Origin of the sequence: Azospirillum picis (assembly GCF_017876115.1) — a bacterium.
Lineage (GTDB): Bacteria > Pseudomonadota > Alphaproteobacteria > Azospirillales > Azospirillaceae > Azospirillum > Azospirillum picis.
In genome coordinates this window covers 47360-69768 of sequence record NZ_JAGINO010000026.1, presented here as the reverse complement: position 1 = coordinate 69768, position 22409 = coordinate 47360, and the positions used below count along the sequence as shown (strand labels likewise).

General features: G+C 68.6%; 23 protein-coding genes. 11 read left to right on the top strand and 12 right to left on the bottom strand.

From position 1 onward, the window contains the following. Window positions 1-10: 10 nt before the first annotated feature. The 3 genes from J2850_RS26780 (at window position 11) to J2850_RS26770 (ending at window position 3877) form a co-directional block, all read left to right on the top strand. Window positions 11-847 (top strand): phosphogluconate dehydrogenase C-terminal domain-containing protein, encoded by an 837-nt coding sequence (locus tag J2850_RS26780; protein ID WP_209989004.1) that lies wholly within the window; start codon window positions 11-13, stop codon window positions 845-847. 184 nt (window positions 848-1031) lie between these two features. Beyond that, window positions 1032-1790, top strand: coding sequence for a transcriptional regulator NanR (locus tag J2850_RS26775; RefSeq protein WP_209989001.1), 759 nt, complete (start codon window positions 1032-1034; stop codon window positions 1788-1790). A gap of 38 nt (window positions 1791-1828) precedes the next feature. After that, window positions 1829-3877, top strand: coding sequence for a D-apionate lactonase family protein (locus tag J2850_RS26770; RefSeq protein ID WP_209988998.1), 2049 nt, complete (start codon window positions 1829-1831; stop codon window positions 3875-3877). Between the two features lie 140 nt (window positions 3878-4017). On the opposite strand, the gene J2850_RS26765 is transcribed toward J2850_RS26770, so the two are convergent. Beyond that, on the bottom strand, window positions 4018-4350 hold the full coding sequence (locus tag J2850_RS26765) for a hypothetical protein (protein ID WP_209988996.1): 333 nt from the start codon (window positions 4348-4350) through the stop codon (window positions 4018-4020). On the opposite strand from J2850_RS26765, the gene J2850_RS26760 reads away from it, so the two are divergent. The 5 genes from J2850_RS26760 (at window position 4328) to J2850_RS26740 (ending at window position 9686) form a co-directional block, all read left to right on the top strand. Beyond that, window positions 4328-5245, top strand: a complete 918-nt coding sequence (locus J2850_RS26760) for a LysR family transcriptional regulator (protein WP_209988993.1) — start codon at window positions 4328-4330, stop codon at window positions 5243-5245. The genes J2850_RS26765 and J2850_RS26760 overlap by 23 nt on opposite strands. 112 nt (window positions 5246-5357) lie before the next feature. Further along, complete coding sequence (locus tag J2850_RS26755) at window positions 5358-5864, top strand: nuclear transport factor 2 family protein (RefSeq protein WP_209988991.1); 507 nt, start codon at window positions 5358-5360, stop codon at window positions 5862-5864. 50 nt (window positions 5865-5914) lie between these two features. After that, window positions 5915-6457 carry a 2Fe-2S iron-sulfur cluster-binding protein gene (locus tag J2850_RS26750; protein WP_209988989.1) on the top strand — a complete coding sequence of 181 codons (543 nt, stop codon included), beginning with the start codon at window positions 5915-5917 and terminating at the stop codon, window positions 6455-6457. Next, window positions 6454-7443 carry an FAD binding domain-containing protein gene (locus J2850_RS26745; RefSeq protein ID WP_209988986.1) on the top strand — a complete coding sequence of 330 codons (990 nt, stop codon included), beginning with the start codon at window positions 6454-6456 and terminating at the stop codon, window positions 7441-7443. Before J2850_RS26750 ends, J2850_RS26745 begins: the two co-directional genes overlap by 4 nt. Further along, window positions 7440-9686, top strand: coding sequence for a xanthine dehydrogenase family protein molybdopterin-binding subunit (locus J2850_RS26740; RefSeq protein ID WP_209988984.1), 2247 nt, complete (start codon window positions 7440-7442; stop codon window positions 9684-9686). Before J2850_RS26745 ends, J2850_RS26740 begins: the two co-directional genes overlap by 4 nt. A 121-nt stretch (window positions 9687-9807) precedes the next feature. On the opposite strand, the gene J2850_RS26735 is transcribed toward J2850_RS26740, so the two are convergent. Together J2850_RS26735 and J2850_RS26730 are read right to left on the bottom strand one after the other, a co-directional pair. After that, complete coding sequence (locus J2850_RS26735; protein WP_209988981.1) at window positions 9808-11148, bottom strand: MFS transporter; 1341 nt, start codon at window positions 11146-11148, stop codon at window positions 9808-9810. A 400-nt stretch (window positions 11149-11548) separates the two neighbouring features. After that, window positions 11549-12427: a LysR substrate-binding domain-containing protein gene (locus tag J2850_RS26730; RefSeq protein ID WP_209988978.1), complete on the bottom strand. Its 879-nt coding sequence runs from the start codon at window positions 12425-12427 to the stop codon at window positions 11549-11551. A gap of 125 nt (window positions 12428-12552) precedes the next feature. Between J2850_RS26730 and J2850_RS26725 the strand changes: the two genes are divergently transcribed. From J2850_RS26725 to J2850_RS26715, 3 genes are read left to right on the top strand one after another with little or no spacing between them, the layout of a single operon-like run. Then, on the top strand, window positions 12553-13755 hold the full coding sequence (locus J2850_RS26725; RefSeq protein WP_209988975.1) for a CaiB/BaiF CoA transferase family protein: 1203 nt from the start codon (window positions 12553-12555) through the stop codon (window positions 13753-13755). Then, window positions 13752-14570 (top strand): enoyl-CoA hydratase-related protein, encoded by an 819-nt coding sequence (locus J2850_RS26720; protein WP_307354546.1) that lies wholly within the window; start codon window positions 13752-13754, stop codon window positions 14568-14570. Before J2850_RS26725 ends, J2850_RS26720 begins: the two co-directional genes overlap by 4 nt. A gap of 56 nt (window positions 14571-14626) precedes the next feature. Further along, a complete protein-coding gene (locus J2850_RS26715; RefSeq protein ID WP_209988972.1) occupies window positions 14627-16006 on the top strand; it encodes an NAD-dependent succinate-semialdehyde dehydrogenase in 1380 nt (459 codons plus the stop codon). Between the two features lie 136 nt (window positions 16007-16142). Here the strand turns inward: J2850_RS26715 and J2850_RS26710 are convergent, their stop codons facing one another. The 9 genes from J2850_RS26710 to hypA form a co-directional block, all read right to left on the bottom strand. Beyond that, on the bottom strand, window positions 16143-16373 hold the full coding sequence (locus J2850_RS26710; RefSeq protein WP_209988969.1) for a HypC/HybG/HupF family hydrogenase formation chaperone: 231 nt from the start codon (window positions 16371-16373) through the stop codon (window positions 16143-16145). Window positions 16374-16477: 104 nt separating this feature from the next. After that, window positions 16478-17128 carry a Crp/Fnr family transcriptional regulator gene (locus tag J2850_RS26705; protein WP_209988966.1) on the bottom strand — a complete coding sequence of 217 codons (651 nt, stop codon included), beginning with the start codon at window positions 17126-17128 and terminating at the stop codon, window positions 16478-16480. A gap of 4 nt (window positions 17129-17132) precedes the next feature. Continuing rightward, the gene (gene hypB / locus J2850_RS26700) at window positions 17133-17915 is read right to left on the bottom strand and encodes a hydrogenase nickel incorporation protein HypB (RefSeq protein WP_246513595.1); all 783 of its coding nucleotides are present in this window, start codon (window positions 17913-17915) and stop codon (window positions 17133-17135) included. Between the two features lie 66 nt (window positions 17916-17981). Beyond that, window positions 17982-18314 carry a DUF8180 domain-containing protein gene (locus tag J2850_RS31880; RefSeq protein WP_246513593.1) on the bottom strand — a complete coding sequence of 111 codons (333 nt, stop codon included), beginning with the start codon at window positions 18312-18314 and terminating at the stop codon, window positions 17982-17984. Beyond that, window positions 18311-18502 carry a hypothetical protein gene (locus tag J2850_RS26695; protein WP_209988962.1) on the bottom strand — a complete coding sequence of 64 codons (192 nt, stop codon included), beginning with the start codon at window positions 18500-18502 and terminating at the stop codon, window positions 18311-18313. Before J2850_RS26695 ends, J2850_RS31880 begins: the two co-directional genes overlap by 4 nt. Beyond that, on the bottom strand, window positions 18499-19296 hold the full coding sequence (locus J2850_RS26690; protein WP_209988960.1) for an ATP-binding protein: 798 nt from the start codon (window positions 19294-19296) through the stop codon (window positions 18499-18501). The genes J2850_RS26695 and J2850_RS26690 overlap by 4 nt, the downstream gene beginning before the upstream one ends. A gap of 55 nt (window positions 19297-19351) precedes the next feature. Further along, the gene (cooS, locus tag J2850_RS26685; protein WP_209988957.1) at window positions 19352-21268 is read right to left on the bottom strand and encodes an anaerobic carbon-monoxide dehydrogenase catalytic subunit; all 1917 of its coding nucleotides are present in this window, start codon (window positions 21266-21268) and stop codon (window positions 19352-19354) included. Further along, window positions 21265-21840, bottom strand: coding sequence for a 4Fe-4S dicluster domain-containing protein (locus J2850_RS26680; protein WP_209988954.1), 576 nt, complete (start codon window positions 21838-21840; stop codon window positions 21265-21267). The genes cooS and J2850_RS26680 overlap by 4 nt, the downstream gene beginning before the upstream one ends. Before the next feature lie 69 nt (window positions 21841-21909). Next, window positions 21910-22248, bottom strand: coding sequence for a hydrogenase maturation nickel metallochaperone HypA (hypA, locus tag J2850_RS26675; protein ID WP_209988951.1), 339 nt, complete (start codon window positions 22246-22248; stop codon window positions 21910-21912). Window positions 22249-22409 lie beyond the last annotated feature (161 nt).

Below are 22409 nucleotides of genomic sequence, written 5' to 3'. Positions count from 1 at the left end.
TCGAAGACAGATGACCAAGATTGCTCTGCTCGGCGCCGGCGGTAAGATGGGCGTCCGGCTGGCCACCAACCTCCACGGCTCGCGCTTCACCGTCGACCATGTGGAAATCTCCGACGAGGGCCGGGTCCGGCTCAAGTCGGCCATCGGCGCCGAGTGCGTCGACCGCGAGCAGGCGCTGGCCAACGCCGACGTCGTGCTGATGGCGGTGCCCGACCGCCTGATCGGCAAGATCGCCCATTCCTTCATCGACCGGGTGCGGCCCGGCACCGCCATCATCATGCTCGACGCCGCCGCCCCCTATGCCGGGCTGCTTCCCGAGCGCAAGGACGTCACCTATTTCGTCACCCATCCCTGCCACCCGCCGATCTTCAACGACGAGGTGGAGCCCTCGGCCAAGTCCGACTTCTTCGGCGGGATCGCCGCCAAGCAGCACATCGTCTGCGCGCTGATGCAGGGGCCGGAGGAGCATTACGCCCTGTGCGAGGAGATCTCCCGCACCATCTACAAGCCGGTGATGCGCTCGCACCGCGTTACCGTGGAACAGCTCGCCTTCCTGGAGCCCGCCCTGTCGGAGACGGTCGGCGCCACCCTGTCGCTGGCGATGCGCGAGGCGGTGGACGAGGCGGAGCGCCGGGGCGTTCCCCGCCAGGCGGCCATCGACTTCATGCTGGGCCATCTGAACATCGAACTGGCCATCGCCTTCAACATCTTCCCCGAGGGCCGCTTCTCCGACGGCGCGCTGCACGCCATCGACAAGGCGAAGCCGGAGATCTTCCGCGACGGCTGGCTCGGCCGCGTCTTCGACCGCGAGGCCGTCCTGAAGTCGGTGAAGGACATCTGCGCTTAAAGGCATCGGACGCGGCGGCGTTGCGCTATACTGACATGATCGTCATACCGGGATGCTTCCACGGGTTCCGTCCGCCGGCCGCGGAACCCGGAAACGGAGGCACACCGGTGGGCGGCGCCTTCGGCGGATCCCCGGCCCCCGCGGCCGGGGGCTCCTTCCGGTACGTCCCACAGCAGAGTCGATCATGAGCGCCATCGATCCGATTCCCCGCCGCAAGCTCTCGCAGGAGGTCCTCGACCGGCTCCTGGCGCGGATTTCGACGGGAGATTATGCGCCCGGAGACCAGCTTCCCTCCGAGCGGCAGTTGATGGAGATGTTCCAGGTCGGGCGTCCCGCGATCCGGGAGGCGATGCAGACGCTGGCCCATATGGGGCTGGTTTCCATCACCCACGGCGAGCGCGCACGGGTGACGCCGGTCACCGCCGAGAAGCTGATCGAACAGGTCGGCGGATCGGCCCGGCATTTCCTGGCCACCGCCCCGGAAAACCTGGAGCATCTGAAGGAGGCGCGCCTGTTCTTCGAGGTCGGCATGGTCCGCATCGCCGCCGAGCGGGCGACCGAGGCCGACATCGACAGGCTGGGCTGGCGCCTGCACGAACAGCGGGAAAGCATGGACGACCGCGGGCAGTTCCTGGCCCGGGACATGGCGTTCCACCGCGAGATCGCCGCGATCTCCGGCAATCCCATCTATGCCGCCGTCGCCCAGGCGATGTTCGACTGGATGTCGGCCTACTACGTCAACCTGCTGCGGGCGCCGGGCATGGAGATGCTGACCATCGAGGAGCATGAGCGCATCTTCGACGGCATCGCCGTACGCGATCCCGACGCCGCCGCCGAGGCGATGACCGACCATCTCAAACGCGCCCACCACCTCTATCGTCAGGTTCAGGACCAAGCCTCCGGGCCATCCGCGGAGCAGGATGGGGACGAGGGGCGGGGCTGACGCCTGACGGCACCGGAAATCACAGGGAAGGACCCGTCGTGTTCGACCGTCCGTCGTCCACCTCGCACCATGCCATCGCGTGCTATGGGACAGCCCACCCGCCGTCGCGCCCCCGTGTCCTGCGGGCCGGCCCTCTCAGCGCCGAACTGGAGGATGGAGCCGTCCGCGCCATCCGGTGGCATGACGTCGAGATCCTGCGCGGCGTCGCCTTTCTCGTTCGCGACGCCCATTGGGGAACGCACTCCGCCCAACTCTCCGCTCCGGAGGTGACGGAGGCACCCGACCGTTTCGAAGCCAGGTTCCAGGGTCTGGTGGAGGCTGACGGGCAGCGCTTCCGGTACGACGTGCGGATCGGCGGTTCGGCCGATGGCGAGTTCGTCTTCGAGGCCGCCGGCACGGCCGAGACCGACGTCGTCACCTGCCGCACCGGCTTCGTCGTGCTGCATCCCATCGAGGGAGTGGCCGGCCGGCCGGTCAGGATCGGCCACGCCGATGGCAGCGAGGAGGACGGCTGTTTTCCCGCGCTGGTCAGCCCCGGCCAGCCGATCTTCTCGATCCGCAGCCTCGCGCATGAACCGGCGCCGGGGCTTCGCGCCCTCTGCCGCCTGGACGGCGACGTGTTCGAGATGGAGGACCAGAGGAACTGGACCGACGCCTCCTTCAAGACCTATGTCCGGCCTCTGGCGCTGCCCACGCCTTATGTCCTGGCCGCCGGGACGCGGCTGGAGCAGGCGGTCAGGCTTACCGTCAGCGAAGAGGCCACGGGTGGCAGGGGGCTGTCTGCCGCCGAGCCGCTGAACGGCCTGCTTCGGCTGTCGCTGGGGGAGGCGCTGAAGGCCAGGATGCCACAGGTGGGTGTGGGCATCGATACGCTCCGCCTGCCGGCACAGGAAGCGGGTGCCCCCCTTATCCGCGATGCCGGTGTGCGGCTGCTCGTCGGCCGGTTCGACCCGCTGACCTCGGGCGATGAGACATTGGCGGCCTTCGCGCGGCTGGTCGAGGCGACAGGTGCGGACCTGCTGCTCGAACTGCCCTTGCCCTGCCGCGAGGCGCTCGATGCCGAGCTGGGAGAGGTCGCCGCCCGCATCGATGCTGCCCGCCTTCCGGTCGCCGGCCTGACGGTTGCGCCCGCAGCCTATCTCCGGAGCTATCAGCCCTCCGGCCCCTGGCCGGACGGACCATCATTCACCGACATTTACCGGGCTGCGCGACATGCCTTCCCGGGACTGCCGGTCGGCGGCGGGGTCCATGCCTATTTCCCCGAACTGAACCGGGCCCGGCCGCCGGTGGAGGGCTGCGACTATGTCAGCTTCTGCACCAGCCCGATCGTTCACGCCGCCGACGAGCGGTCGATAGCCGAGTCGCTGGGTGCGCTGCCGGCCGTCATGGAGACGGCGCGGTCCATTTGCGGCAGCCTGCCGCTCCGGATCGGCCCATCCGCCATCGGGATGCGCGACAACCCCTACGGACGCGGGCCGGTCGACAACCCCGGCAACGGCCGGATACCGATGGCACGCATGGATCCGCGCCAGCGCGGGCTGTTCGCGGCCGGCTGGTATCTGGGCTACGTCGCAGAGCTTGCGCGTCAGGACGCCGCGTCCGTCACGCTCGGGGCCATAGCCGGTGAATTCGGCTTCGTCCATCAACCCGGCGAGTGGCCGCAGCCCTGGTTCGACCAAGAGCCGGCGGCAATCTATCCCGCTTACCATATCATCCGTGCACTGGCCTCGGCCGGTGGAGCCCCGCTGGTCGAGTGCCGTTTCGCTGGGCCGGGGGCGGCGCCGGTTGCCCTGGCATGGCAGCGGCCGGATGGGCAAGGGACGTTCGAGCTTTGGCTTGCCAATCTCACGGCCGATCCGATCCGGATCGACATCGCCGGCGTTCGCGGCGGCAGGCTCCATAGGCTGACCGGCCATGATTTCGCCGATGCCTGCCGTGCCCCGCAATGGATGGCGGGAGAGGGCGAAGTCTGGCCACCGTCGGAGCTCGAGCTGCCGGCCTGCTCCGTGGCGCGTATGGTCTTTGATCATCGTTCGCTGACCAACCCGGTCGCCGGCGCCGGTCGCGCACCGCAGGTTGGGATGTGACCAAGCGGTATCGCTTGAAACGTCACTCATACGGAAGACAAAAAGCCTAGGGCCTGTCCGGTGCTTCAATAGGCACCAGACAGGCCCTAGGATCGTCCCGCCTTTACCCGGATTTAGCAGACGGTGACCCTGCCGGGCTCCTACAAGGCGTCGATCGTCTCGGCCAGCGCGCTGCCGGTGGCGGACGTTGGCTGGCCGAATCCCCGCGGTCGATCGTTTTGCAGGCGATGCCGTCGATGACGAACGCCGCGCGACCAAGCGGCAGGGATCAACCCGGCCCCGTGCAGGCCCAAGCTTAAGCAGTGGTATAATCCCGCCGCTTCGTTGATGATCGCCGCCATGCAGCGGAAGCCGCGGAACGGACCGGTGGACGGGCTGATGCGCGGCAACCCGCCATGCCGGACCGTCTGCCGCCCTCCTGGCAACAGCCCACGGGGAGACCTCGACATCATGGTTTTCGACGGCAGGATCATCGGCGGCATCACCGTTTTCGTCGCGGTGGCGAAAGCGGGGAGCTACGCGCGTGCCGCCGACCAGGTGGGGTTGTCACGCTCCGGCGTCGGCAAAGCCATCGCCCGTCTTGAGGAGCGGACCGGCATGCGGCTGTTCGACCGGACCAGCCGCGCGCTCAAGCTCACCGACCAGGGGCGCGGCTTCCTGGAAGAGGTGACACCGCTGTTGGAGAGGCTTGGCGCCATTGCCATGCCGGACACGACCGAGGGAGTGCGCGGGCGGCTGCGGGTTTCGACCGACGCGGCGTTCGGACCGTTCCTGCTGGTTCCCGCCTTGCCGGACCTGATGGCGGCACATCCCCAACTGCGGATCGACCTGCTGGTCCGTGACCGGATCGACAACCTGCTCGTCGAAGGCGTCGACGTGGCGATCCGTTTCGGGGAACCCGACGCCCGCGGGCTCGACAAACGGGCGATTCTGCAAAGCCGTGTGGTCACCTGCGCAACTCCCGCCTACCTCGAGGCGCATGGCGTTCCGGCGACGCCGGAAAGCATCGTCGACCATCACAACTGCATCCGCCTGTTCGACGACCTGACCGGCAAGCCGCATAGCTGGGACTTCCAGAACGGCTCCGGCGACGTCCGATCGGTGGCGCCCGACTGCGGGCTGGTCGTCAACGACGCACCGCTGCTGGTCGCGGCGGCGCTCAACCATATCGGCATCGTCCGGCTGCTCGATTTCGTGGCCGAAGAGCATCTGCGCGACGGGCGGCTGGTCGAGGTGCTGCCCGATTGGAACCGGCGGATGTGGCCCGCCTATCTGTATACGCCGGAGACCGCATATCCGTCGCCGGCGATCCAGGCGTTCGAGCAGTTCGTGTTCACGCGCGACTTCGGGGGAAGAAGCCGGCCGTGACCAGCGACCGGCAGTCCCCGCTGGAACGACATTTCGGAGACGAACCAACTGCTTACGCTCACCATTATTAGAGGCGCGACCTTTGGCGCGGCTGATGGGGAGACGTGCAGCAATGACCACCCGCATCGCGATGGCCCTGATCGGTTCCCTTGTCCTTGCCGCGCCGCACCCCGCGAGCGCACAGGAAAGCACAGCCATGACGCCATCCCGACAAGAACAGAACCGTGCCTTCGTTCAAGCCGCCTTTGACCGCTGGGCACAGGGCCAGGGCGATGTCTTCGCGCTCGTTGCGGATGACGTGACCTGGCAGATCATGGGAGCCGATCCCGATGTCGCCAAAACCCACCATAGCCGTGAGGCGCTGATGGCCGCCGCCGCCCGCCCGTTGGCGGCGCGTCTCAGAACGCCCCTGAAGCCCAGCGTCCGCAAGATCTGGGCCGATGGCGACGATGTCCTGGTCCATTGGGACGGCAGCGCGGAACTGGTGAACGGCACGCCCTACCGGAACAGCTACCTTTGGATCCTGACGCTGCAGGATCAGCGGATCGTCGCCGTCACGGCGTTCCTCGACATTCCCGCCTTCAAGGCGGCGCTTGCACTGCCTGCGCCCGTCGAGTGACGCGGCCCGGCCCATACCCTGCTCCCCTCCCATTCCAGAGGAGTCCATCCATGCCTTGGATCGAAGCGGACGAAAGCGTTCCCCTGACGCTGTCGGTGAACGGCGTGTCCCATCATCTCGACGTCGATGCGCGCGTGACGTTGCTGGACGCGCTGAGGGAGCATCTCCAGCTCACCGGAACCAAGAAGGGCTGCGATCATGGCCAGTGCGGCGCCTGCACCGTGCTGGTGAACGGCCGGCGCATCAACAGTTGCCTGTCGCTGGCGGTGATGCATCGCGCGGACGAGATCACGACGATCGAGGGTCTCGGCACGCCCGACGCGCTGCATCCGCTCCAGGCCGCATTCGTCGAGACGGACGGCTTCCAGTGCGGCTACTGCACCTCTGGCCAGATCTGCTCGGCGATCGGCATGCTCGATGAATGGCGTGCCGGCTGGCCGAGCCATGCCGGTGCGGGTGCCGGACCGGCGCGGACGATCGACGCCGCGGAGATCCGCGAACGCATGAGCGGCAATCTGTGCCGCTGCGCCGCATACCCGCGGATCGTCGAGGCCATCACGCGCTACGCCGCCGGCGAAGGAGCGGAGGCATGATCGCTTTCGATTATATCCGGCCGGGCGATGCGGCCGAGGCCCTGCAGGCGGCGGCCGAGCGGCCCGGGGCGCGCTTCATCGCCGGCGGCACCAACCTGCTCGACCTGATGAAGCTCGGGATCGAACGGCCGCGGCACCTGGTGGACATCGGCGGCCTCGATCTGCGCACGGTCTCGGAGACGCCCGACGGCGGCCTGCGCATCGGCGCGCTGGTGTCGAACGCCGAGCTGGCGGCGCACCCGCTGGTGCGGGACCGCTATCCCGTGCTGTCCCAGGCGATCCTGGCCGGTGCTTCCGGGCAGTTGCGCAACAAGGCGACCACCGGCGGCAACCTTCTGCAGCGGACCCGCTGCTACTACTTCTACGACCCGGCCTCGCCCTGCAACAAGCGCGAGCCGGGATCCGGCTGTGCCGCGCTGGGCGGCTTCAACCGGATCATGGCGATCCTCGGGACGTCGGCGCATTGCATCGCCTCACACCCCTCCGACATGGCGGTGGCGATGCGCGCACTCGATGCGCGGGTGGAAACGCGGCTGCCCGAGGGGACCACGGGCGACCGCAAGCTCGACACGCTGTACCGCCTGCCTGGAACCACACCGCACATCGAGCATACGCTCGCGCCGGGCGAACTGATCACCGCGGTCCTGCTGCCGCCGCCGGTGCCCGGCCGCCACCATTACCGCAAGGTGCGTGACCGCGCCTCCTATGCCTTCGCGCTGGTGTCGGTGGCGGCGGTCGTCGCCGTCGAGGATGGCAGGATCACGCAGGCGGCGCTGGCCTTCGGCGGCATCGGCACCATGCCCTGGCGCGACCGTGCCGCCGAAGAGCTGCTGGTCGGCGCCACGCCCGGCCAGGACCTGTTCGAACGCTGCGCCGATGCCGTTCTCGCCCGGGCGCAAGGCCATGGCGGCAACGACTTCAAGATCCCACTGCTGCGGCGAACCCTCGTCGCGTGCCTGACCGATCTGACGGAGGATGCGCGATGACCGACGCGACCGTGAAGATGGACGCGCCGTTTCCGGCCAGCCTGCTCGACAGCGCGCCGGCGCCCACCGTGGGCACCGCACAGCCGCGGATCGACGGGCCGCGCAAGGTTTCGGGTACGGCGCGCTATGCCGCCGAGCATTTCCCGGAAGGACTGGCGCACGGCGTTCTGCTGCGCGCCCCGATCGGCTGCGGCCGTATCACCGGGGTGGACGCGGAGGCGGCGCTGGCGATGCCGGGCGTGCTCGCGCTGATCCGCGACGAGCGGCTGATCCGCAACGGCGGCGACTTCGCCGGTGCTGCCGCACCGGTGCAAGGAGTGGACGAGGTCGCCTATTTCGGCCAGCCGATCGGCGTGGTGGTGGCGGACAGCCCCGAGCGCGCCCGCGCCGCCGCACTGTCCGTCAAGGTGACGTACGAGGCCGCGCCCGGCGTCTTCGACATGGAGGCGGCACGCGGCACCGCGCTGCCGCCGACCGACGACATCTACGGCCTGTTCCTCATCCACACCGAGCAGGGCGACGTCGATCGAACGGCGCACGAGGCTGCCGCACTGGTCGATGCCGTCTGGCGGACGCCGAGCCAGAGCCATGCGGCCATGGAGCCGCACGCATCGGTGGCCGTCTGGCAGGACGGACGGCTGACGCTGCATGCCTCCTACCAGTCGCCGGTCGTCACCCGCGACCAACTGGCGACGGTGATGGGGCTGCAGCCGTCCGAGGTTCGCATCCTGTCGCCCTTCGTCGGTGGCGGGTTCGGCGGCAAGCTGGGGGTGATGCCGGAAGCCGTGGCCGCCGCGATCGCCGCCCGCCATCTCGGCCGCCCGGTGAAGGTGGTGATGACGCGCCAGCAGGTGTTCGAGACCACCGGCCGCCGCCCGATGACGCACCAGCGCGTTCGCCTTGCGGCCGATGCGGCGGGCCGCCTCACCGTCCTGCAGCACGAGACGATCACCGACCAACTGGCCGGCGAGGTGTTCTTCGAGCCGGCCGGGCTCGCCACCCATCTGCTGTATGCCGGCGAAAACCGGCTGGTCGATCACAAGGTGGTGCGGACGAACAAGCTGCTTGGCGTCTCGATGCGTGCACCGGGCGAGGCAATCGGCCAACTGGCGCTCGAATGCGCTATGGACGAACTGGCGGAGGCGCTGGACCTCGACCCGATCGAGCTCCGCCTGCGCAACGAGCCCGAGCGGCATCCTGAGCTCGGCATTCCCTTTTCCAGCCGCGCACTGGTGGATTGCCTGCGGCATGGCGCCGACCGGTTCGGCTGGGCGTCGCGCAACCGGGTGCCCGGCGGGCTCCGTGACGGCGAGTGGCTGGTCGGGCATGGCATGGCTGCCGCCGCCCGCGGCAACCTGTTCGGGCCGAGCCGGGCGCGGGTGCGGATCGATGCCGGCGGCAGGGTGATGGTGGAAACCGAGATGACCGACATCGGCACCGGGACCTACACGGTCCTGGCGCAGATCGCGGCCGATCTGCTCGGCGTGCCGCTCGCACGGGTCGAGGTGCGGCTCGGCGACACCGACGATCCGGCCAGCGCCGGTTCGGGCGGCAGTTGGGGGGCGGCGACGAGCGGCTCCGCCGTCTATGCCGCCTGCGCCGAACTCCGTGCCCGGCTCGCCGCTGCGGCCGGCCTGCCGGCGGACACCCTCACCTTCGCCGACGGCATGGTGACGGCATCCGGCTTCCGTCGCCCGATCGCCGAGCTGGTCGGCGACGGCCTGTCGGTGGAGGGCAGCGTCCAGCCCGGCGAGAGCAACAGCCGGTTCAACCAGACCTCCTACGGCGCGCATTTCTGCGAGGTGCGGGTGCATGCGGTGACCGGGGAACTGCGGGTCGCGCGGTGGAACAGCGTGTTCGCCGCTGGGCGTATCCTCAATCGGCAGACCGCGACCTCGCAGGCGATCGGCGGTGTGGTGTTCGGGATCGGCGGGGCACTCACCGAGGAGTTGGTGCATGACCCGCGCTCCGGGAAGGTCGTGAACCGTGATCTGGGCGAGTATCACGTGCCGGTGCATGCCGACATTCCGCCGATCGACGTCCATTTCCTGGAGGAGCGTGACCCGGTGGCGAACCCGCTGCTGGCGAAGGGCGTGGGTGAGCTGGGCGTCTGCGGTTCCGGCGCCGCCGTGGCCAATGCGGTGTACAACGCCACCGGCGTCCGGGTGCGGGACTTCCCCATCACCCTCGACAAGGTGCTGGCCGGCCTGCCGCCGGTGTCGGCGGCCCGCAGGCGGGCGTGAGACAAGCATGACACCGGCGTGGCCGGCCCGGCAGTCCTTTCTGTGACTGCGGCTGTCCAGGGGAGAACCCCCTGGACAGCCGGAACCATCCCGTCCTGGCGGCCGGTTCCAACGCCGGCCCTCATCCCATCGATTGCGCCCGTGCTTCGATCGGTGCCGTCACCGCTTTTCTGCCCTTCTCCGCCTTCAACGCCCAGCAGTAGGTGACCACGGCGCAGGGGATCAGCGACGCGATCGAATAGCCGACCCCGGCAAGCGGGTTGCCCGTCCAGCCCACCAGCGTCAACGAGATGAGCGGAAGGAAGCCGCCGAACATCACGTTGCCGACCTGTTGCGCCAGGCCGAAGCCGGTCGTGCGGCTCTGTGGCGGGAAGCATTCCGAGATGAAGGCGGGAAGCGGGGCCATGATCATCGCCGTCAGCGCGGCCAGCGCCGTGATGAGAAGAGTGACGAGCGTCCATGAGCCCGTGCCGGCACCGGCCGCGATGCCGGAAAAGGCCGGATAGGCGATGACCATCCAGGAGACGATGCCGATCAGCATGGTCCTGGCGCGGCCGATCCGGTCCGAAAGCCCGCCGAAGACCGGGAACAGCGGTGCGGTGGCCAGCACGGCGACGGCGACGCACATGTTCGCCTGCATGCTGTCGACCTTCAGGACGCCTTGCAGGAAATACAGCATGTAGACCACCGACGTGTACAAGGCGACCGACGTCCCGCCCTGCGCGCCGAAGATCGCCAGCAGGATTCCCTTCCAGGCCGCCCGGCTCGTCAGGGAGTCCGCAAGCGGCGACGCGGAGAGCGTTCCGGATCGCTTGAGCTCCAGGAACACCGGCGTCTCCGTCATCCGCAATCGGATGAAGGTCGCCACGATCACGATCGGCGCCGACAGAAGGAACGGTATCCGCCAGCCCCACAGGTCGAACGTCTCTGCGCTGAGGCTGGCCCTGAGGGCGGCGACGATGACGAGGGCGACGAGCAATCCGACCCCGGCGGTGCCCTGCAGCACGCTGGTGTAGAGCCCGGCACGCCGGGCGGGGGCATGCTCCATCACGTACACCGCCGCCGACCCGTATTCGCCGCCGAGCGCGATGCCCTGGACGATGCGCAACGCGAGCAGGGCGGCAGGGGCCGCGAAGCCGGCGGTGGCATAGCTCGGCAGGCAACCCATCAGGAAGGTCGCCGCGCCCATCAGCGTCAGGGTCACGACGAAGGTCTTCTTCCGCCCGATCCGGTCCGCCATCGGGCTGAAGATGAGCGTGCCGACCGGTCGCGCGAGGAACGCCGCCCCAAATCCCGCGGCGCCGACCAGTGCGGCCACCACCGGATCCTCCGTCGGGAAGAAGAGCTTGGTGAAGGTCCCCGTCAGGGCGACATAGACGAAGAAATCATAATATTCCAGCATCGTTCCAAGGCTGGACGAGAGAACGATCGACAGCATCTTCGGTGGTCGCGCTTGGACCATGTCAGTTCCTCCCCTGCGCATCCGGTCTTCCCGAACGCGGATTGTTCATGACGACCGCAGCTCATGGCGCCGGGACGAGCCCCAAGGGCTCCACGGTCGTGGGCGGTGCGTCGAGCGGCACGGTTTCCGTCCCCACGCGCATCCGGCGCCCGTGCTTTCCGGGGCTGTCGCGGTTTTTCCCGCGCGGGCTCTCCCCGGATGTCCGGGCGGAGTCCCGACCAGCGGCGGGGCCAGCGGCGGGGGTGTCCAGGGAGCCATTGCGCCCCTGTCTTTTGCCGACGCTAATGAAAGTCGGTCAGACGGACCAGCAAGTAAAATCGCGCAACTGTTGACCTGGGGGAAACGATCGCTGCCATCGCGGATGGAAGGCGCCGATGCGACCGCCGGGAGCCGACCCCTGCTAGGCGGTGCCGTCCGCCGTCAGCCAGCGCTGGAGCTGATCGAGAACGCCGCGTTTCTGGCTCCGCACATCGGACACCAGATAGTAGGTGACGTTCCGGCGATCGAGCGCGAACGCGATCGGCGCCACCAGATCGCCGGCCGCCATCTCCTCCTCGACGAGGACGAGTTGCGCCAGCGCCACCCCGTGCCCTTCGAGCGCCGCCTGGTAGGCGAGGGCCGAGCTTTCCAGTTCCCTGCGCCGCTTGAGCCGGTCCATGTCGATCCCGGCGGCGTCGCACCAGAGCGCCCAGTCGTCGGGCCTTGCACGGACGAAGAGCAGCGTCTGTCGCGCCAGCCACGAGGCGTCCTTCGCCTCGGCGCCTTTCAGCAGCGCCGGGCTGCACACCGGGCGCAGGACGTTCGGCACCAGCGGGACGGCGTGATGCTCGGGCCATTGCCCGTCGCCGAGCCGGATGGCGGCATCGAAGCCCCCCAGGTCGCTCCATTGCGATTCCGTCGTCAGGCGGATGTCGATTTCCGGATGGGCCAACTGGAAATGCGACAGGCGGGGCAGCAGCCACCGCGTCGCGAAGGTCGTGTAGGAGCGCAGCTTCAGAACCGACCGGCCCGACGACGCATGCAGGAGCGCGCTGGCCTTGCGCAGCCCGTCGAAATGGCTGGTGACCCGCTCGTAATAGGCGGCGCCGACCGAGGTCATCGTCAGGCCGCGGCCCTGCCGGGCGAACAGCGCGACGCCGAAATGCTCCTCCAGCAGCCTGATCTGCCGGCTGATGGCGCTCGGCGTCACCAGCAGTTCATCGGCGGCCGACCGGACGCTGCCCGTCCGCGCGACGATCTCGAAAGCCAGCAGAGCGTTCAGCGGCGGCAAATCCCTCATGGTCGACCGTGCAGATTTCGTCAACAGTTGCGCAAGATTACTCGATTGTGATGGAAGCGCAATCGGCGGCACATGGACTCCACCACGAGGCGACACGTCTCATCCCTCTGGAGTCATTGATTGCCATGCTCGCACAGTCTCTCACCGGGCTCACCGTTCTCGATTTCGGGCAACTGATCGCCGGGCCGGTCTGCGGGATGTGGCTCGCGGACATGGGCGCGACCGTCATCAAGATCGAGCCGCCCGGCGGCGAGCTGGCGCGGCGGCTCGGCCCGCCCTGGCAGAACGCCGAAAGCCTCACCGCCCTGACGGCGAACCGGAACAAGCTGTCCCTCAGCATCGACCTCAAGCGGCCGGAGGCGGCCGGGGTGATCCGCCGCCTGGCCGAGCGGACCGACGTCGTTCTGGAGAATTTCCGACCCGGCGTCACCGCCCGCCTCGGCATCGACCATGCCGCCCTGTCCGCCGTCAAGCCGGACCTCATCACCTGTTCGCTCTCCGCCTACGGCCGGACCGGCCCGTGGAGCGACCGTCCCGGCGTGGACGGCATCATCCAGGCGGTCACCGGGTTGATGGCAGGCATACCGGCTCCCGACGGCGGGCCGGGCAAGGTGCCCTTGCCCCTGGCCGATATGACCGGTGCGCTGTTCGCCACCGTCGCCGTCCTGGCCGCCCTGCGGCGGCGCGACGCCACCGGCGAGGGCGGGCAACTCGACGTCAGCCTCTACAATTCCATGCTGATGCTCCAGCAGCTCAACCTCGCCGCCTATCTCAACTCCGGCACCCTGCCGGAACCGACGGGCAGCGCCGCACCCTATGCCGCGGTGAACGAGGCGCTGCCGACCCGCGACGGCTGGATCATGGTGGCCGCTTACCAGGATCGCCGCTGGCGCGCGCTCTGCGACCTGATCGGGCGCAGCGACCTCGTGACCGATCCCCGCTTCGCGACGAATGCCGGACGGGTCGCCGAACGCCCGGCGCTGCTCGCCGTGCTTCAGCCGATCTTCCGCCGACGGACGTCGGCGGAGTGGCTGCCGCTGTTGCGGCAGGCCGACATCGTCGCGGCCCCGGTCGCCGATTACGCCGAGGTCGCCGGCAGCGAGCAGTATGCGGCAAGCGGCATCGAAATCGAACTGGATCACCCGCGGGCGGGCCGCTTCCGCATGCCGGGCTTCGCCCTGGGCACCCCCGGCGCCGCGGCGCCGACCGCACCACCCCCCCTCACGGGTCAGGATTCGCGCGCGGTCCTGCAACGCTTCGGCTTCGCCGAGGCGGATGTGGACGCGCTCGTGTCGGACGCCGTGGTCTTCACCGGAGCAGCATCGTGACGCGCCCATTTTTGACGATCGAGCGGGAAGGCGGCCTCGTCCTCCTGACGATGGACGAGCCGGCGACCCGCAACGCCCTCTCGCGGCCCGAACAGTGCGCCGACTTCATTGCGGCCCTGGAGGCGGTCAACGCCGACGACAGCGTCCATGTCGCGATCCTGACCGGTGCAGGGCCGGCCTTCTGCGCGGGCGGGAACGTCAAGGACATGCAGTCGCGCGACGGGTTGATGGCCGGCGGGCCGATCGACATCGGCGAGCGCTACCGGCGCACGCTTCAGCGTCTGGCGCTCGCCCTTCATGGCCTGGAGGTGCCGGTCATCGCGGCGGTGAATGGTCCGGCCATGGGGGCCGGCCTCGATCTCGCCTGCATGTGCGACCTGCGCATCGCGTCGCCGGCTGCGATCTTCGCGGAAACCTTCGTCAGGCTCGGGCTGGTGTCGGGGATCGGCGGCGCATGGTTCCTGCCAAGGGCGATCGGGCAGGCCCGCGCGGCGGAACTGGCCTTCACCGGCCGGATCATCGATGCCGGCACGGCGCTCGGCTACGGGCTGGTGTCGGAGATCGTCCCGGCCGACGGGCTGATGGAGCGTGCCCGCACCCTGGCGGAGGAAATCGCGCGGAATTCCGCGCCGGCCCTTCGCTACACCAAGCGCCTTCTCCGCCTGTCCGAGCGCAGCGACCTTGCGGGCTGCCTGGATGCGACGGCGGCGCTTCAGACGCTGGCGCACCTGTCGCCGGAGCATGCCGCATCGGTCGACCGGTATCTGGAGGAACAGGCGGTCCGCCGGGCGGCGCGCCGGCCGCTTCCCGCCTGATTGCAGCCTGACGGTGCTCAGTGGAGCGCCTGTCCCGGAATGAGGAAAGAACAGCCATGATCAAGGTCTACAATCCGGCCGACGGCTCCCTGGTCGGCGAGGCGCCGGACATGGGCATCGACGAGGTCCGGGCCGCCATCGAGCGGACCTGCCAAGCGTTCGGGCCGTGGTCGCGCCGGCTGGCGAAGGAGCGTGGCGACATCCTGCGCCGCTGGTTCGACCTCGTCAGCGCCGACAGGCAGGCGTTTGCCGAAACCATGGTCCGCGAAAACGGCAAATGCCTGACCGAAGCGATGGGAGAGATCGACTATGGTCTCGGATTCATCGAATGGTATGCCGAGGAAGCCAAGCGCGTCTATGGCGACACCATCCCGGCGCATGCGAACAACGCGGCCGTGATGGTGGTGAAGGAGCCGGTCGGCCCGACCGCCGCGATCACGCCCTGGAACTTCCCCTTCATGATGATCACGCGGAAGGTCGCGACCGCGCTCGCGGCCGGCTGCACGATGATCATCAAGCCGTCGGAGCTGACACCCCTTACCGCCTACAAGCTGCTCGACTACGCAAGGCGCGCCGGCATTCCCGAAGGCGTGTTCGAGATGGTGACCGGCGATCCAAAGGCGATCGGCGAGGCGTTCACCGGCGAGCCTCGTATCCGCAAGATCTCCTTCACCGGGTCGACGGGAGTCGGCCGCCTCCTTGCCAGGAACAGCGCCGAGACGCTCAAGACGATGACCATGGAACTGGGCGGCAACGCCCCCTTCCTCATCTTCGACGACGCGGACATCGAGGAGGCGGTGGCGGGACTGGTGGCCGCCAAGCTGCGCAATTCCGGGCAGGTCTGCATCTCGCCGAACCGCATCTATGTGCAGGATGGGGTTCACGACCGCGTCGTCGCGCTGCTGGAGGACAGGCTCGCGTCGATCCGGGTCGACCAGGGGCTGCAGAGCGACTTCGTGGTCGGTCCGTTGATCAACCAGCAGGCCGTCGACAAGGTGGGCGCCCTGGTGGCCGATGCCGTCGGGCGCGGGGCGGTTGTCCGCCGGGGCGGCAAGCCTCACGCCGAGGGCGGCCTGTTCTACGAACCGACCATCCTCACCGGGGTCGACGACACGTTCCCGATCGCCCGGACGGAAATCTTCGGGCCCGTCTTTCCCATCTACCGATTCGATCGCGAGGATGAGGCCGTCCGGCGGGCCAACGACACGGATTATGGACTGGTGGCCTACGCCTACACCCGCGATGCCGGCCGGTTCCTCCGCCTTTTGCGGGAGCTTGAGGCGGGCATGGTGATCCTTAATTCCGGCTCCGTCGGAACCGCATCGGTGCCGTTCGGCGGCGTCAAGCAATCGGGCTACGGCCGCGAGGGCAGCCATTACGGGATCGAGGAGTATGTGCAGGTGAAATACGTGTTGATGAGCGGCATGGACCGATAGGCCGGTCGACTGCTGGTCGCCCGGTTCCGTTTTTCCGCCCGGTCGGCGGGAACAACCGATCCGGCACCTCGATCCGGTAAGTGCCGCCGTGTGCCCTTGCCGGACATCGGGGAAGGGCTGCCGGCCGGCGAAAGGATCACTGGGGAACCGGAGCTTCCGAGGGCGGGCTGAGAAGAGCCAGAATGCGCTCCGCTTCGGTTGACGTGAGCGTCTTCACGGCGAAGCCGACATGCGCAACGACATAGCCCCCTGCCGCGACATCCGTCACCAGGGCGAGGGAAACCGTCATCCTGATGCCGCCCTGGTCGACGATGGCGAAGTTCCCGTCCAACACTTCTATGACGCGCGCCGGGATCGCGAGGCACATGGCGGTGGTTCCCTTCTGGATATGATCCGGTACCGGGACCGGACCGGGAGTGTTTCCGTACCCGCCGGCCCGGTCGCGTCGGCTCCGGGCGAAGGACCCTGCCGCTATGACCGGCTGATGTCCTTCAGCGCATCGAGATCCTTGATGACGAACGAGCGGTTCCCCCTCTTCTCCAGAAGGTCGAGGCGGATCAGCTCGTTGATCAATTGGGACGTCGTCTGGCGGCTGGCCCCGATCAGCAGGCCGAGGCTTTCGGTGGTCAGGTCCATGGACACCGAGACGCCGTCGGCGACCTGCTCGCCTCTCGCCTCGGCCTCGTCGATCAGGATCTGCGCCAGCCGCTGCCGGACGTCCTGGAAGACGAGGCTTTCGATGGCGTCGAGCGAGCTGTTCAGCACGTCGCCCAGGATGCCGACGATCGCCATCGAGATTTCCGGATGGGCGACCAGCTTCTCGCGGAAATCCTTGGTGTTCATCAGCATGATCTCGGCGTGGCTCATCGCCTCGATCATGGCGCGGGTGTGGGTGCTGAAGATGTCGCCCTGTTCCAGGATGGCCAGGGTGAACTCGCGCCCCTCATAGGACAGGAACACGCGAAGGCGGCCCGACACCACGATGAAGACGGCGTTCTCCCCGGACTCGGGGGTGAACACGAGGGCCCCCTTGTCGGCCTTGCGCAGGCAGGCCCCGGACAGGAAGCCGTCGAACGCCTTGCTCTTCATCATGTCCAGCACGTTGGTGCTGAGAAGCCGCATCTTTCTATGCATGACGGGGCTGGCCTCTCTCCTGTTGAACGGATCGGCGCAGGGCGACGGCCTCGGTGAGCCAGGTGATCCACGGCTCCAGCCCTTGGCCGGATTTCGCCGACAGCTCCTGCACCGGGGTTCCCGGCTTCAGGGCGTGGATCGCGGCGCGGGCGCGGGCGGCGTCGAACTCCGGCAGGTGGACGGCCAGATCGGCCTTGGTGACGAGCACCCGGTCCGCCGCGCGGAACATCACCGGGTACTTGGCCGGCTTGTCGTCCCCTTCCGTCACCGACAGCAGCAGGACGTTGCTGTGCTGCCCGAGGTCGAAATTCGCCGGGCAGACCAGATTGCCGACATTCTCGACGAACAGGATGTCGACGGCACCCAGGTCGATCGCATGCAGGGCCTGGTGGACCATGTGGGCATCGAGATGGCAGGCGGTGCCGGTGACGATCTGGACGGCCGGCACGCCGTGGCGGCGGATGCGCTCGGCGTCGTTCTCGGTCTCCAGATCCCCTTCGATCACCGCCATCCGGATCCCCGGCGGCAGGGCGTGGACCGTCGCTTCAAGCAGGCTGGTCTTCCCGCTGCCCGGCGAGGACATGAGATTGACGACGAAGACCCCGGCCGCGTCGAAATGCTGCCGGTTGTGGTCCGCCGCATGGTCGTTCTCATGCAGCAGGTTCTCGAGAACCTCGATCGTGCGCCGGCCGTCGGCGGTCGAGGCCAGCCGGCTGCCGTCCTCGAACAGATGGTGGTTGCCGGGGGTTACGGCGCATCCGCAAGTGTCGCACATCGGTCGGGTCCTCGAAACTGGGGCATCGGATCTTGGGAAACGGCAGGGGGGCGGTCCGCTCTCCGCTCATCCGGCCGTCCCGTCGCCATGCTCGTGATGGTGGCCATGCTGGTGGCCGTGGTGATGGTCATGGTGGCCGTGATGGTGATGCCCATGGTGATGGTCATGCCCGGGGACCGCCCCCGGCCCGCCGCCCAGCAGGCCGAGAAGGGCGGTCAGCGCCGCGCCGGCCTGCGTCATGCCGGCCATCGCCTCCCGCAGCCTGTCGGCCGCCTCCGGTCCGGCCCCGGCCGCGGCATCGAGCCAGCGCCGCATGTCTTCGACATGCTCGGCATTGTGCCCGATCCAGTGCGGGAGAATGACGCGCAGGCGGTCGCGCGTGTCGGGGGTGGTGCTCATGACGGGTCCTCCTCCAGATACACGCGGCCGGACAGGCAGTCTATGCTGCGGACTGAAAATCCAACCAGCGGTATCGCGTCCTCGAACAAAGGGAAAATGGTGATCTCGCGACACGTCCCGGTGTCCAGACGGGCGATGTCGCGGTGGATCGTCTCACTGCCGTCCGCGTGGCGGAGCGTGATCGTCATCTGGCACATGGCTGGTCTCGCGAAGCAATGAAGGAGACGAGGCGTTGCTTGATCGCCTCCACCTCGGTGACGGCGGCCGGGCTGGCGTCGTAGGCCGAGATCCCCTCCAGGTCGGCCTGCCGCACCGAGGGGTCGAAGGACAGGAAGCCGAGCAGCCGGTCCTTGGGCAGGTTCCCGGCCATGAAGGCGCAGTCGTCCAGCCCCGTCACCTTGCTGCCGACGAAGGCGACATGGCGGATGCCGATGTCGGCGGCAAGCTCCTCGATCTGCGCCGCAGTCTGCAGGCTGCGCCGGCCGGGTTCGACGACCACGACCAGGGCGTCCACCGATTCCGCGGTGGCGCGGCCGAGATGCTCGACCCCGGCCTCCATGTCCATGACCAGCGCGTCGTCCCGCTCGATCAGCAGATGCTTCATCAGGCTGCGCAGCAGCGTGTGTTCCGGGCAGACGCACCCCGAGCCGCCATGGTCGACTGTTCCCATCAGCAGCAGGCGGACGCCGGCATGCTCGACGCTGAACTGGTCGGGCAGGTCGTCCACCCTCGGGTTGAGGATGAACAGCGAGCCGTAGCCCGGGGCGGCCCCCGTCCGTTCACGGGCGAGATCCTTCATGCGGGAAAAGGGCTGCACGCCGGCCAGCCGCTCCGCCGGCACGCCCAGCGCCGAGGCGAGGTTGGCGTCGGGATCGGCGTCGATGGCCAGCACCTTGCGCCCGTCCGCGGCGAAGGAGCGGGCGAGCAGCCCGGCCAGCGTGGTTTTCCCGACACCGCCCTTGCCGGTGATTGCGACCTTCATGACGTCCTCCGGACCGGGGGGACCGAGGCCCCCCCTTGTTGTGGGGTTGGCCGGATCAGAGGCCCAGCGCCCGGCGCCGTTCCTCGATGGCACCGAGCAGCGTGTCGGCGGCGGCATCCGGGTTGGGTTCGACGATGAAATAGCCGCCGAACAGGTCCCCGGCACCGCGGGTCAGCAGATCGGTGACCACGGCCGAGCCGGTCACCTGCGGCACCGTGCCGATGTGGGTCGGCAGCCCGAGGCAGACGCTCCAGGTGCCGATCGCCACCGCCTTCTCGGACATCGCCTCGGGCGCCGAGGCGACCAGCGGCAGCTCGTGCAGATCCACCCCCAGCCGGTCGGCGATCGCGGTGGCGACGGCGACGGCGCGGCTGTTGTCGACGCAGGATCCCATGTGCAGCACCATCGGCAGCGGCCCGCCCAGCCCGGCGGCCTCGCCCACCGCGGTCAGCACCGCCTTCAGCGTGTCGCCCGCATAGGCGTTGGTGGCCTCCGGCGTCATCAGCCCGAGCTTGGCGAAGGCGCCGGCACCGCAGCCGGTCGCCAGCAGCAGCACGTTGTTCTTGGCCAGCTTCTTGGCGATGGTCTGGAAACCGCCGTCCTGCATGCTCTGGGTATTGTTGCAGCCGGCGAACAGCGCGATGCCGCGGATGTTGCCGTTGACGATGTTGTCGACCAGCGGCTTCAGCGGGTCGTCGGGATCGATCTTGGCCAGGGCGCCGATCACCGCCTCGGCGCTGAAGCCGACGACCGCCTTGCTGACCGCGCTGGAGATCCGGATGCGCTTGGGATCGCGCAGCGTGAAGGCGTCGATCGCCATCTCCACGATCGTCCGGGCGGTCTCCTCGGCATGCTCCTCGTGGAAGCTGACATGGGTGGCGCCCGGCATCTTGTTCTCGTCCATGGTGGTGACGAGCCGGGTGTGGAAGCACTCGGCCACCTCGCCCAGCGACGGCATGATGCACTGCACGTCCACCACCATGGCGTCGAGCGCGCCGGTCAGGATCGCCAGTTCCTGCGACAGGTAGTTGGTGGCGAGCGGCACGCCGTGGCGCAGCATCACCTCGTTGCCGCTGCAGCAGATGCCGACGATGTTGATGCCGTCCTTGGCGCCGGCCGCCTTGGCCTTGTCCTGCATGGTGCGGGCGACGTCGCAGATGACCTCGCTCAGCAGCGGGTTGTGGCCGTTGACCGCGATGTTGACGCTGTCCTTGCGGATGACGCCGAGGTTGGCGGTGGTCACCACCGGCTGCGGCGTGCCGAACATCGCGTCGGACAGCTCGGTCGCCAGGCACATGCCGGTGAAGTCGGCGAGCGCGCCCTTGATGCCGCCGAGAACCACGTTGGTCGGGTCGGCGTCGCAGCCGACCGACGTGCGCGCCATGATCTGGGCGACGGTGGCGTCGATGTTGTGCGGCAGGACGTCGAGCGCCCGCAGCTTGTCGATGCGCTTCTTCGGCAGGCTCGACGTGATCCAGTTGCAGGCGTGGTGGTGGTCCTGGTTCCGGTAGTCCTCCAGGGTCAGCGTCGCCACGTCGTAGGCGATGGGGCCGATGGCCCGGCCTTCGGTCGGCACGCCCAGCCGTTTGGCGACGGCGGTCAGCTTGGCCTCGTCGCGGATCTGGTAGGCCGGCAGCTCGTTGTGGCCGACCCGCTGCATGGCGAGCGCGATGTGCCGTCCATGCTCGGAATGGCCGGCGGCGCCGGCGGCCATCATCCGGCTGAGGTTGCGGGCGACGATGGTGTCGCGGTCGGCGCCGCAGATGCCGCGCTGCGGCCCCTTGCCGAAGGGATCGATGCGGCACGGCCCCTTCCAGCAGATGCGGCAGCAGACGCCGAGCGAGCCGAACCCGCATTGCGGCTGCTGGGCGGCATAGCGGTCCCAGACGGTCGGGATGTCGGCCTCGGCCGCGGCGGTGCACAGCTCGGCGGCGGCGGGGTCGCAGGAATTGCAGGAGGTGCAGGAGCTCATGGAAAGGCCCTCGGCATGTGGCGGTGGGAGTGGGCGAGTTCGCGGGCGCGGGCCTGGATCAGCGCCTTGCGGTAGTCTTCCAGGTTGACGAGCTGGATCGCCTTGGTGGGGCAGGCGGCGACGCAGGCCGGTTCGCCGTTGCCGGTGTCCGCCCGCCAGGAGTCGCAGAGGTCGCATTTCAGCGCGACGCCGCGGTTGGTCGGATCGTCGCCGCCGCGGCGGCGGTCGGCCTGCACGGTGATGACGCCGAACGGGCAGACCATCACGCACAGCTTGCAGCCGACGCAGTTCTCCTCGACGATCTTCACCTGCCCGTCGGCCTGCCGGCAGGCGCCGGTCGGGCAGACATGGGCGCAGGGCGCATCCTCGCACTGGCGGCACTGCATGGGCATCATGACGCCGTCGGCGACGATCACGGTGTTGCGCGGGTGCAGGGGCAGGTTCAGCGCAACCGCCTGGTTCAGGCTGTGTCCGCCGCTGTGCGCCACCGCACAGGCCAGTTCGCAGCTATGACAGCCGAGGCAGCGCTGGGCGTCCGCATAGATGATGGCATTCTCTTTTGGCGAGCTCATGCCTTGGGCCTTTCCTGATTCTTGTCTTTCCGGTTCCTGGCCGGCTTCCGGCCGGCCATTCCCCGGAGGCTAGGTCTCGAAGCTTTCGATGCGCAGTTCCTGACCGCTCAGGATCGACAGGTCACCGCCGCCGCAATCGGGGCAGTGGAAGCGGAAGCGCTCCACCTCGAACCGGGCGTCGCAGCCGCCGCACCGGGCACGCACGGGGACATGGTCGATGACCAGCTCCGCACCCTCGGCGCAGCTTCCTTCCGCGAACAGTTCGAAGCAGGCGCGGAGCTGTCCGGGCTCCACCGCCGTCAGCCGCCCGACCTTCAGGGTGACCCGCTTCACGGCGGTGACGCCGTGGCTGGCCGCCTGCTGCAGCAGGATTTCCATGAGGCTGCTGACGATGGCCATCTCGTGCATGGTGCCGCCGTTTTCCGTCTGAACCTGGGGGGCAGGTTAGCGGTGGTAGGACCACCCGTCTGTCGGCCCCCTGACAGTTCCGGGGCCGGACAGGGCCAAAACCGGCGCCGCGTCAATCCGCCACGGACCTGGAAGGGCGTGGATGCGCAAACCGCCGGCCC

What these genes read in the sequence shown, in the direction of transcription:
- J2850_RS26780 (WP_209989004.1), top strand. Translation starts at nt 11, where the DNA reads ATGACCAAGATTGCTCTGCTCGGCGCCGGCGGTAAGATGGGCGTCCGG.
- J2850_RS26775 (WP_209989001.1), top strand. Translation starts at nt 1,032, where the DNA reads ATGAGCGCCATCGATCCGATTCCCCGCCGCAAGCTCTCGCAGGAGGTC.
- J2850_RS26760 (WP_209988993.1), top strand. Translation starts at nt 4,328, where the DNA reads ATGGTTTTCGACGGCAGGATCATCGGCGGCATCACCGTTTTCGTCGCG.
- J2850_RS26765 (WP_209988996.1), bottom strand. Translation starts at nt 4,350, where the DNA reads ATGATCCTGCCGTCGAAAACCATGATGTCGAGGTCTCCCCGTGGGCTG.
- J2850_RS26755 (WP_209988991.1), top strand. Translation starts at nt 5,358, where the DNA reads ATGACCACCCGCATCGCGATGGCCCTGATCGGTTCCCTTGTCCTTGCC.
- J2850_RS26750 (WP_209988989.1), top strand. Translation starts at nt 5,915, where the DNA reads ATGCCTTGGATCGAAGCGGACGAAAGCGTTCCCCTGACGCTGTCGGTG.
- J2850_RS26745 (WP_209988986.1), top strand. Translation starts at nt 6,454, where the DNA reads ATGATCGCTTTCGATTATATCCGGCCGGGCGATGCGGCCGAGGCCCTG.
- J2850_RS26740 (WP_209988984.1), top strand. Translation starts at nt 7,440, where the DNA reads ATGACCGACGCGACCGTGAAGATGGACGCGCCGTTTCCGGCCAGCCTG.
- J2850_RS26735 (WP_209988981.1), bottom strand. Translation starts at nt 11,148, where the DNA reads ATGGTCCAAGCGCGACCACCGAAGATGCTGTCGATCGTTCTCTCGTCC.
- J2850_RS26730 (WP_209988978.1), bottom strand. Translation starts at nt 12,427, where the DNA reads ATGAGGGATTTGCCGCCGCTGAACGCTCTGCTGGCTTTCGAGATCGTC.
- J2850_RS26725 (WP_209988975.1), top strand. Translation starts at nt 12,553, where the DNA reads ATGCTCGCACAGTCTCTCACCGGGCTCACCGTTCTCGATTTCGGGCAA.
- J2850_RS26715 (WP_209988972.1), top strand. Translation starts at nt 14,627, where the DNA reads ATGATCAAGGTCTACAATCCGGCCGACGGCTCCCTGGTCGGCGAGGCG.
- J2850_RS26710 (WP_209988969.1), bottom strand. Translation starts at nt 16,373, where the DNA reads ATGTGCCTCGCGATCCCGGCGCGCGTCATAGAAGTGTTGGACGGGAAC.
- J2850_RS26705 (WP_209988966.1), bottom strand. Translation starts at nt 17,128, where the DNA reads ATGCGGCTTCTCAGCACCAACGTGCTGGACATGATGAAGAGCAAGGCG.
- hypB (WP_246513595.1), bottom strand. Translation starts at nt 17,915, where the DNA reads ATGTGCGACACTTGCGGATGCGCCGTAACCCCCGGCAACCACCATCTG.
- J2850_RS31880 (WP_246513593.1), bottom strand. Translation starts at nt 18,314, where the DNA reads ATGAGCACCACCCCCGACACGCGCGACCGCCTGCGCGTCATTCTCCCG.
- J2850_RS26695 (WP_209988962.1), bottom strand. Translation starts at nt 18,502, where the DNA reads ATGACGATCACGCTCCGCCACGCGGACGGCAGTGAGACGATCCACCGC.
- J2850_RS26690 (WP_209988960.1), bottom strand. Translation starts at nt 19,296, where the DNA reads ATGAAGGTCGCAATCACCGGCAAGGGCGGTGTCGGGAAAACCACGCTG.
- cooS (WP_209988957.1), bottom strand. Translation starts at nt 21,268, where the DNA reads ATGAGCTCCTGCACCTCCTGCAATTCCTGCGACCCCGCCGCCGCCGAG.
- J2850_RS26680 (WP_209988954.1), bottom strand. Translation starts at nt 21,840, where the DNA reads ATGAGCTCGCCAAAAGAGAATGCCATCATCTATGCGGACGCCCAGCGC.
- hypA (WP_209988951.1), bottom strand. Translation starts at nt 22,248, where the DNA reads ATGCACGAGATGGCCATCGTCAGCAGCCTCATGGAAATCCTGCTGCAG.